The organism is Bradyrhizobium sp. sGM-13, from assembly GCF_018398875.1.
In the GTDB taxonomy this organism is placed as follows: domain Bacteria; phylum Pseudomonadota; class Alphaproteobacteria; order Rhizobiales; family Xanthobacteraceae; genus Bradyrhizobium.
In genome coordinates this window covers 13,744-22,027 of the sequence record NZ_JAGWDK010000057.1, presented here as the reverse complement: position 1 = coordinate 22,027, position 8,284 = coordinate 13,744, and the positions used below count along the sequence as shown (strand labels likewise).

Sequence of the window (8,284 nt, the reverse complement as noted above, 5' to 3'; positions counted from 1 at the left end):
CCGGCTTCCCTTCCAGGCTGAGCCTTTCGAGCAGCAACTGCAATCACCCCATCTACAGCATCACCACCAATCAAGAAGCCATCCGCGCGCTCTTCCGGGTGATGAACCGCTAGGTCGGCAACCTGCCGCCGATGCCGGGCGTCTTCGCCGGTCGTCCGTAACGTGGGCTCTGAGCGTGAGATAGCCATGATGCGATGGGGTATGCCGCCACCACCGCGCAATGGCGGCCCGTCGGTGACCAATATCCGCAACACCTCCTCGCCGCATTGGCGCGGATGGCTGAAGCCGGAAAACCGTTGCTTGGTGCCGTTCAATAGCTTCGCTGAGTATGCGCCGGAGCCGAACCCGGAGACTAAGAAAAGAGATGTCGTGTGGTTCGCTCTTAATGATGATCGGCCGCTAACCTGCTTCGCAGGCATGTGGACCGAGTTCAAAGGCGATCGTGGCACAAAGTCAAGGCCGATACCGGACCGCATAATGTCTACGGCTTCCTGACCACGACGCCGAACGCCGTCGTCGAACCGATCCATCCCAAAGCGATGCCGGTCATCCTGATGACCGATGAGGAGCGCGACGTTTGGATGCGCGCGCCATGGGATGAGGCCAGGACGCTGCAGCGGCCGTTGCCCAACGATGCGATCAGGATGGTCGCCCTCGGCGAGGACAAGGAAGACAAGTCTGCCGCATGAAATATGCCACCGCCTACCCCCCTGCGTCTGCTTTGGCGCACTTTCCAGACTGAAGTCGGACATCGCGTGAGTTCCGCAAAGTTGCTAGCAACGGACCCGCACGATCTATTGGGCACTGTTATGAATGGAAAGTCTCGATCGAGGCGAGACGGGCAGGGCGCATATGGCCATTGGCAGTGTTGCGGGCCGATCACTGGCTCAAAGTATCCCTCATGTTTGCGAATGCGGTACCCAATAGCCACGCTTCCGCTATAAATCGGAATACTCGGCCTGCTAGCCGTTAAGATCAGTTGCGTCGCTCGTTTGCCGCTTGTTCCCGAATTATGGCGTGTGTGCCTTTAACCGCATCGTTGCCTCCGAGGCACACACTGACGGCCCCAGCCCTTCCCCGCTGGGGCCGTTCCGCGGAATGTTGCGAATCGCCCGGCCCAAAGCCTGGCTTTCGTTTGAGAAAAGAAACGGCCCCAGCAGGGGGGCTGATGGCTGGGGCCGTCATTCCAATGCGCCAGGCGGCAGAGCCGGCGCGTGCCTAAAACGCATTTCGGCTGGTCCCGTTCCGGTTTTTCCCGAAACTCGATGTAGAGTCTGGTACCGGATAGACGGATGAAGGGCGCGGAATTTTAAATGGCCTCATAGGGAGGCAGCGCCATGGGAAAACGGGGACGCATCAAACACGAAAAGACGTTTGGAGAGCGACTGGCGGAAGAGGCCCGACGTTTTAAAGAGGCAGCAGATAAGCTCCCTCACGGCACGGCCCGGGAACTACTTCTACGGCGGGCTCGCCAGGCTGAGACGGCTGCTCACATAAATGAGTGGCTGAGATCGCCGGACTGCAACCCCCCACCTCATTGGGAAATTTGCTGCCGGATCAGGAGAAGTAAGGCTGGCCTTAGTTGGCGGTCCTACAGCGACCTCAGCGCCTGCCAGACAATTGCCAGCACCAGGATCACAAGCATCGCGTATGCGGTCCGGCGGCAGCGGGCAACACGAGAGGGCCACTGCTATCAGCACGTCCAGGCGATCACCATTGCGATCGATCAGTACGCAGAGAAGGCTCTAGGCAATCGAGACTACTTTCCCAACAAGCCCTACGGCGTCGGTTAACCGCAGCGATAGGCGTCCAGGGCGTGAGCTGCAATTGCGACGCTAACAAGCGCCAGAATAGCTGTTGAGACCTCGATCATTGCTCAGCCACCGGCTGACCCATTGCGGCGAGATAATTGCTGCGTGACCCTTTCCAAATGAGATCGAAAATAAACTGCATGTAGCCATCCCCTCTTTAAAGGAATGAGGATACCGAGCTACCTGTTTCAGGACGGTTTCGTCGTCCCAGGAAAATGGTTTCGTCCGGACGTTGCTCCGATATCTTTGATGACAAACTCTAGTCCCACGGCCACGTTGCGCCTTGGGCTAGGTCCAGTTCAAAATCTCGGCAATACATTTCAAAATTCTCGGCCGGATTCGTGAGCCACGCCTTTTAATTGGGATTATTCGGTACATTATTGATCCGATAAGGCTCATGATCGTGGCAGCGCACCATGAAGAGCGACTGGAAGTCTCAGTGGGAATCGATGACGATCGATGAGCTGCTTGCGCTTCGCGAACTGATGCACGATGTCCTTAGCGAAAGGCTGAAGGCCAAGAAGGTCGAGCTCGAGCGTCGCTTGCAGGAACTCAATCCACCGAGCGATGGCCGGCCGACCAAGTCTCGCCGTCCTTAATACGGCAAGTCAGACGCGCAGCTCATTACTGGCGGGCGGAGCCACGACCGCCGGATGGACCGGCTCTTGGCCGCGACAGCGCTGTGCGGCCTCTGCGGATCGTATCGCCTCGCTGAGTGCCTGAACTTCGGCCATTAAGTTGTGAAGATCGGTCGAGATCTGCAGAAGTCGACGCTCCCGCACTTGCACAGACTGTTCCATGTTAACCTCTCACGCCTACACAACACCGGGCCCACTAGTTTATTCCTTCTCGTCGCGACAGTCTGTACACAACCTTACATAAGGGCTGTTGTCGGAGGAGCGAAATGGCCACCGACAAATCGCGCGGCCGGAACGCCGTGGTGGGTGGCGGTGCCGCATGCCTATTGGACCCAACCCGAGGGACCGCACTCAACGATCCTCGCGCGATCAGATCATCCCGTCGTGCACATCTCCTGGAATGATGCCAAGGCCTATTGTCAGTGGTCGCGAACGCGGCTGCCGACGGAAGCCGAGTGAGAAATGGCCGCACGCGGCGCGCTGGAACACGCTGCCTACCCGTGGAGCGACGAGCTGACGCCCGCGGGCGAGCACCGTTGCAATATCTGGCAGGGAAAACTTCCCTGACTTCAACACAAGGGAAGACGGCTATCTCGGCTCCGCGCCGGTTCATGCCTTCGCGGCAAACGGCTATGGCCTGTTCAACGTTGCAGGCAACGTCTGGGAATGGTGCGACGACAACTTTCTCGCCGCGCTATCATCAGGTCACGGTTACTGAAAATCCCTTCCATAGGGCGCCGGCCCCAACCGGTCGCTGCGCGGCGGTTCATTCCTCTGCCACGACTCCTACTGCAATCGCTACCGCGTGGCCGCGCGCAGCTCGAACGCGCCAGACAGCTCTGCGAGCAACATAGGATTCGGGTCGCGCGCTGCGGTCAACGTGACTGATTTCGAAAACTGGAAGGTGCCACAGGCAATTCAGCTGTGCTGCTCGCAACCGCCTCCTGTCCCCATTGAAGTCCGGCCTCACATCAGCACCCGCTTGTCGCAAAGCCGGTGTGGCTTGCAACAAAGTCCCTGACGTGTTCGGGTATCGATACGCCATCGATATCGCAGCGGGCTATAATTTCTTCGACCACTTGGTTGGAAACATCCTCGATCCAGTGCTCAAGTGTGTTGAAGGCCATGACGCGAACCGGAGCGTTGAATTGGCCGGTTAGGAGATCGGAGATGATCGTTTCGAGGTCGTCCCGCTCGATCCCAGGGCAATCGATGCGTGACGCGCCGAAACTATCGAACACAAGGTAGACGGTCTGATCAGCGCCGTAAGGCACTCCCGTCAGCAAACAATTTGGCATATGCACCGCCACGTTGCTCTCCTTCGATGGAAGTTACTGTAAGGTCTGCCATGCTACTTCTAGTCGGAAGCCGACAATCTGGATGCACTGTTGCGCAAATTTTCGTACGGCATTTGATGGCCGCCTTTCATCGCCACGCAGCCCAGGCATGTTGCCGAGTCGCACGCCGTCGCCATCCTTATGAAGCCGACGTTCGGCGCCAGGCACGCCTGAATCGTTTCTCCGCAACGGCTTGCCCGTAACTGAAAACATCAACAGCTTCGGTAATAGGCGAGCTCATCCAGATAATCGTCGCCATTCAGCGACTCGCGGTGCTCGGGATTGACGACCAGATTGCTCGTTTCATTCATGTTTCGCGGAAAGCGCGGGAGAAGCTATCGAAGGCCGGCTTCATGATGTACTCGAAAAACGTGCGCTCTCCGGTCTTGATGTAAATGTCGGCCGGCATGCCGGGTGTCGGGATGAATTCAGGCATGTGCTTGAGAATATCGTCTTGGTCTAGGCGCACCCGAACCACATAGAATTCCCGACGCGTCTCACTGTCGGGGAGTGTTTCGGCCTTCATCTGCACTTGACCCGCCAATGCGTCCGCTGACACGTAGATGACGCTCGCGCCGACCATGGGGGTGATGCGCTGGTTGAGCGCCGACAGCCGCACCAGCGCCTCCTGACCTACGCTCACGTGCGAAATGTCCTTGGGACTCACATGTGCCTCGATGACGCGCTCTTCGCCTATCGGCAGGAGTTCAAGCAGCACGGCGCCAGGAGAGACGACGCCGCCCGGTGTATGGAAGTTCCTCTTCACCACGATGCCTCGGACCGGGGAGCGAACGTCGATACGGTCGACGACATCCTGCGCGGCGCGAATCTGCTCCTCGACGTCATCCAGGTCCGCTTCGGTCTCGCGCAGCTCCTTGATCGCATCCCGGAGCGCCGTCGAGTGGAGCTGGGCTATTCTTTCGTTCGCCTGAGCGATCCTCTCCTTCGAATCGGCGATGCGGCCAAGATACTCTCCGAGCTCTCCCTCGAGACTCGCCTCGGAGCGTTGCAGCGCCAGCACATCCGACTTGCGGACCAACTGCTGGCGAAGAAGCGAATTCTTGTCCTTCAGCTCTTCCGCAAACAGGGCAATACGCTGTTGGGTGGACTGCACTTGAGCCTGATATCCGCGGATGCCTTCCTCCAGCCCGGCGATTTGCTTCATGAGTACGCTTTCCTGCGTCACGAGACTAGTCCGGCGTGCCCTCAGTTCGGCACGTTGCCGCTCAAGAACCGCTTTGATTTCCGGATCACGTGCGCTCACGCTGAATGCTGCGGGAGTTTCGATTGTCTCTGAAGAGCTCATTTCAGCTTCGAGACGCGCCTTCATGGCGAGCAGCCGATACCTTTTTAAAACCAACCGCCTCAGCTTGGAGTTGGCAGCGGTGTCGTCCATGCGAACGAGCACCTGGTTCGCCTCCACGGCATCACCGTCCTTTACCGCAATCTCGCGGATGATGCCGCCCTCGAGGTGCTGAACCAGCTTGTTCTGTCCGGTAGCCACGAACGTGCCCGAGGTGACGACCGCACTGTTCAGTGGAGCGACTCCAGCCCAAACACCGAAACACCCGAGCCAAACGACCAGCATGGCGAGGCCGGTGAAGATGGGCCATTTGGCGCTAAGCGGAACGCCGCGGTACCACTCACCGGTGCTGTCCTTTTTTGCTTTCATGCTGTCCTCCCGGGCGGTCACCTCACGGGCCAGAGGATTCGATGCGTTGCGGCTGCTCCGGCTTACCTGCGGCGGCCGCGCCGGGCGACCGAACGAGGCGATGCAGCACGTCGCTCGGAGATCCGAATGCTTCGGCCCGTCCGGCCCGCAGGATGAGCACCTTGTCCACGCTGTTTAGCAGCGCAGGGCGCAGGGTCACTACCACCGCGGTGACCCCCCGCTTCTTGGCGCGCTGCAGGGTCTCGGTCAGAGCCAGTTCCCCCGCCGCGTCGAGATTCGAGTTGGGCTCGTCGAGGACGACAAGGCACGGGTCACCGAAGAATGCCCGGCCGAGCGCGATGCGCTGCTTCTGTCCACCGGAGAGCGGCCCGCCGCCGCGGTCGAGCACGGTCTCGTATCCTTGCGGCAGCTGACAGACCATGTCGTGGATGCCCGAGAATATCGCCGCCTCATAGATGCTCGCGTCGGGCAAGTCGTCCCGCATGCGGCAGATGTTCTGCTTGATCGTCCCGGGAAATAGCTCGACCTCCTGGGGCAGGTAGCCGGTATATTCGCCAAACTGGCGGCGATCCCAGTTGCGTAGCTCTGTTCCGTCCAGCCTGACCTTGCCGGCGGTCGGCACCAGACAGCCCACGAGAATGCGCGCGAGGGTCGACTTGCCCGATCCAGACGGTCCGACAATGGCAAGAGACTCTCCGGGCGCGAGCTCGAGCGACACGCTATTGAGCACCGGCTCCTTCGAGCCGGGCGGCAAATACAAGACCCGATCCACGGTCAGGCGGCCTTGCGGCTTGGGCAGGCGCAGCTTCTGCGTCTCGCGCTGGAATGACTCGACCGCCTGCTTGACACGCGCATAGGCCGATCGCGCCTGAACGCAGCTGCGCCATCCCTCGATCAGGCCCTCGAGCGGCTGCAGGGCGCGGCCGACGATGATTGCGGCCGCGATCATCATGCCGCCGGTGATCTCGGCGTTGAGGGCCAGATAGGCGCCCACGCCGAGGATCGTGATCTGGGTCACGAGCCGGACGAACTTCGACGCACCACTGATCCAGAAATTCCGGTCAAGGGCCTGGCTCTGCACCGTGAGGGCCGGCGCCTGCCGGCGACCCCAATGAAGAATGCTCTCGCTCAGCATTCCCATCGCGTTGATCACCTGCGAATTTCGCGCCAGCGACTCGGCCGCCGCATCGGCCTCAGCAGCATGCAGACCTGCCTCGCTCAGACGGTCCGAGGTCGCTTTCTGGTTCAGTACTGCAATCAGCACCAGTACCAAGCCCGACACGACGGCGATTAGGCCGAGATCTCGGTGAATGAGAAATATGACTCCGAAGTAGAGAGGCGAGAGCGGCGCGTCCATCAGCATAAGCATGACGGGGCTCGAGATGAATCCCCGCACCTGGTGAAGGCTACGAATCGCCTGGATGGTCCCGCCCTCGCCGGCCCTGGCGTTGTTGATGCTGCTCGCCAGCACTGCACCGCCGAGCACCGCCTCCATCTTGGTCGCAAAACGCCCCAGCACCTGCCGACGCAGAATGTCGATGATCGAAAGGATGCCGATGAACGCCAGCGCGAGAGCCGAGAGCATCAGCAGTGTTTCCAGGCTGCGGCTCGTCAGCACGCGATCGGAAATCTGGAACAGGTAGATCGGCAGCGTGAGCATCAGCAGATTCACGACGACCGAAAATGCAGCGACCGCAATCAGGTTCGTGCGCGCGACCGAACGCCAGGTGGCCAGCGGGTTGACAGGTCCAACATGGTCGCGGGCCTCGCCGCCGGGTGCGACGCGAAGGTGATCTGCAGAATGACTGCGCGGCGGATTGTCCAATATCTCGACGGCCGCCATGTTCGCCCCCGCTACAGGATGGCAAGTTCAGGGTCTGTTGGCTGATTCGTATCCACGATCTCGGGAGGCGGCGGCGCAGTGTCAGACGCCGACGCGGCGTCGGCCGAAGACCCCGTGTCCTGTGGGGGAACTGCGCTGTCGCTGCTAAGGTTAACGCCGTAATCGGTGTACTCGGTTCCGGTGTGCAGAGCATTTTCTGGTGGCGGTGGCTCATCGTTCAAGGCGATTACGTCGCCTGCGGCCTCATCGACCGGCGCCGCATCCGCGGGAGCGTCGTTGGCCACGGTCTCGGTGTCGGCCGGATCTGACACGTCGCTGGTCGGATCGCTCACGGCGGCCGCTGTTGTCGTCGGCGCCGGCTCGCTCGTCTCAACGACCGGTGTCGCATCCGCAAGAGCGTCGCTGGCCACGGTCCCGGTATCGGCCGGATCTGACACGTCGCTGGTCGGATCGCTCACGGTGGCCGCTGTTGTCGTCGGCGCCGGCTCGGTCGTCTCAACGACCGGCGCCGCATTCGCAAGAGTGTCGCTGGCCACGGTCCCGGCGTCGGCCGGATCTGACTCGTGGCTGGTCGGATCGCTCACGGTGGCGGCTGCTGTCGTGAGCACCGGCTCGGTCGTCTCAACGACCGGCGCCGCATCCGCAAGAGTGTCGCTGGCCACGGTCCCGGCGTCGGCCGGATCTGACACGTGGCTGGTCGGATCGCTCAGGGTGGCAGCTGCTGTCGTGAGCACCGGCTCGGTCGTCTCAACGACTGGCGCCGCATCCGTAAGAGTGTCGCTGACTGCACTTATCGGTTGTGCCACGTCACCGGTCACCGCCGCGATCGTGGCACCGACGTCATCGGTCAGCGTAGCCGCGCTGTCGGTCACCGCCGCCAGCACCGGCTGCGCCGCCGCCGCGACCGGCGCAATCGTGGCGCCGAGGTCATCGCTCAGCGTAGCCGCGCTGTCGGTCACCGCCGCCAGCACCGGCTGCGCCGC

5 protein-coding genes and 2 pseudogenes are annotated in these 8,284 nt (G+C 61.0%); 4 read left to right on the top strand and 3 right to left on the bottom strand.

Features of this window, described 5'->3' with window-relative positions:
* Positions 1-17: 17 nt before the first annotated feature.
* The 4 genes and pseudogenes from KJQ96_RS35765 to KJQ96_RS42375 all read left to right on the top strand — a co-directional run bounded on the left by KJQ96_RS35765 (position 18) and on the right by KJQ96_RS42375 (position 3,470).
* Positions 18-689: pseudogene (locus tag KJQ96_RS35765) on the top strand (SOS response-associated peptidase).
* Positions 690-2,227: 1,538 nt separating this feature from the next.
* Positions 2,228-2,410, top strand: a complete 183-nt coding sequence (locus KJQ96_RS35760; protein WP_213290850.1) for a hypothetical protein — start codon at positions 2,228-2,230, stop codon at positions 2,408-2,410.
* A 141-nt stretch (positions 2,411-2,551) separates the two neighbouring features.
* Entirely contained in the window at positions 2,552-2,908 is a 357-nt protein-coding gene (locus KJQ96_RS42380; RefSeq protein WP_375293247.1) for an SUMF1/EgtB/PvdO family nonheme iron enzyme, read from the top strand.
* A gap of 82 nt (positions 2,909-2,990) precedes the next feature.
* Positions 2,991-3,470 (top strand): annotated as a pseudogene (locus tag KJQ96_RS42375) (formylglycine-generating enzyme family protein).
* Here KJQ96_RS42375 and KJQ96_RS35740 read toward each other — a convergent pair.
* The 3 genes from KJQ96_RS35740 to KJQ96_RS35730 all read right to left on the bottom strand — a co-directional run bounded on the left by KJQ96_RS35740 (position 3,421) and on the right by KJQ96_RS35730 (position 7,301).
* The gene (locus KJQ96_RS35740) at positions 3,421-3,759 is read right to left on the bottom strand and encodes a hypothetical protein (protein ID WP_309142524.1); all 339 of its coding nucleotides are present in this window, start codon (positions 3,757-3,759) and stop codon (positions 3,421-3,423) included. The pseudogene KJQ96_RS42375 and the gene KJQ96_RS35740 sit on opposite strands and share 50 nt — an antisense overlap.
* Before the next feature lie 334 nt (positions 3,760-4,093).
* Positions 4,094-5,458, bottom strand: coding sequence for an HlyD family type I secretion periplasmic adaptor subunit (locus KJQ96_RS35735; protein WP_213290844.1), 1,365 nt, complete (start codon positions 5,456-5,458; stop codon positions 4,094-4,096).
* Positions 5,459-5,480: 22 nt separating this feature from the next.
* Entirely contained in the window at positions 5,481-7,301 is a 1,821-nt protein-coding gene (locus KJQ96_RS35730) for a type I secretion system permease/ATPase (RefSeq protein WP_213290843.1), read from the bottom strand.
* Positions 7,302-8,284 lie beyond the last annotated feature (983 nt).

Bases quoted from the DNA above. Each gene is read 5' to 3' on its own strand.
- KJQ96_RS35760 (WP_213290850.1), top strand. From the start codon at position 2,228: ATGAAGAGCGACTGGAAGTCTCAGTGGGAATCGATGACGATCGATGAG.
- KJQ96_RS35735 (WP_213290844.1), bottom strand. From the start codon at position 5,458: ATGAAAGCAAAAAAGGACAGCACCGGTGAGTGGTACCGCGGCGTTCCG.
- KJQ96_RS35730 (WP_213290843.1), bottom strand. From the start codon at position 7,301: ATGGCGGCCGTCGAGATATTGGACAATCCGCCGCGCAGTCATTCTGCA.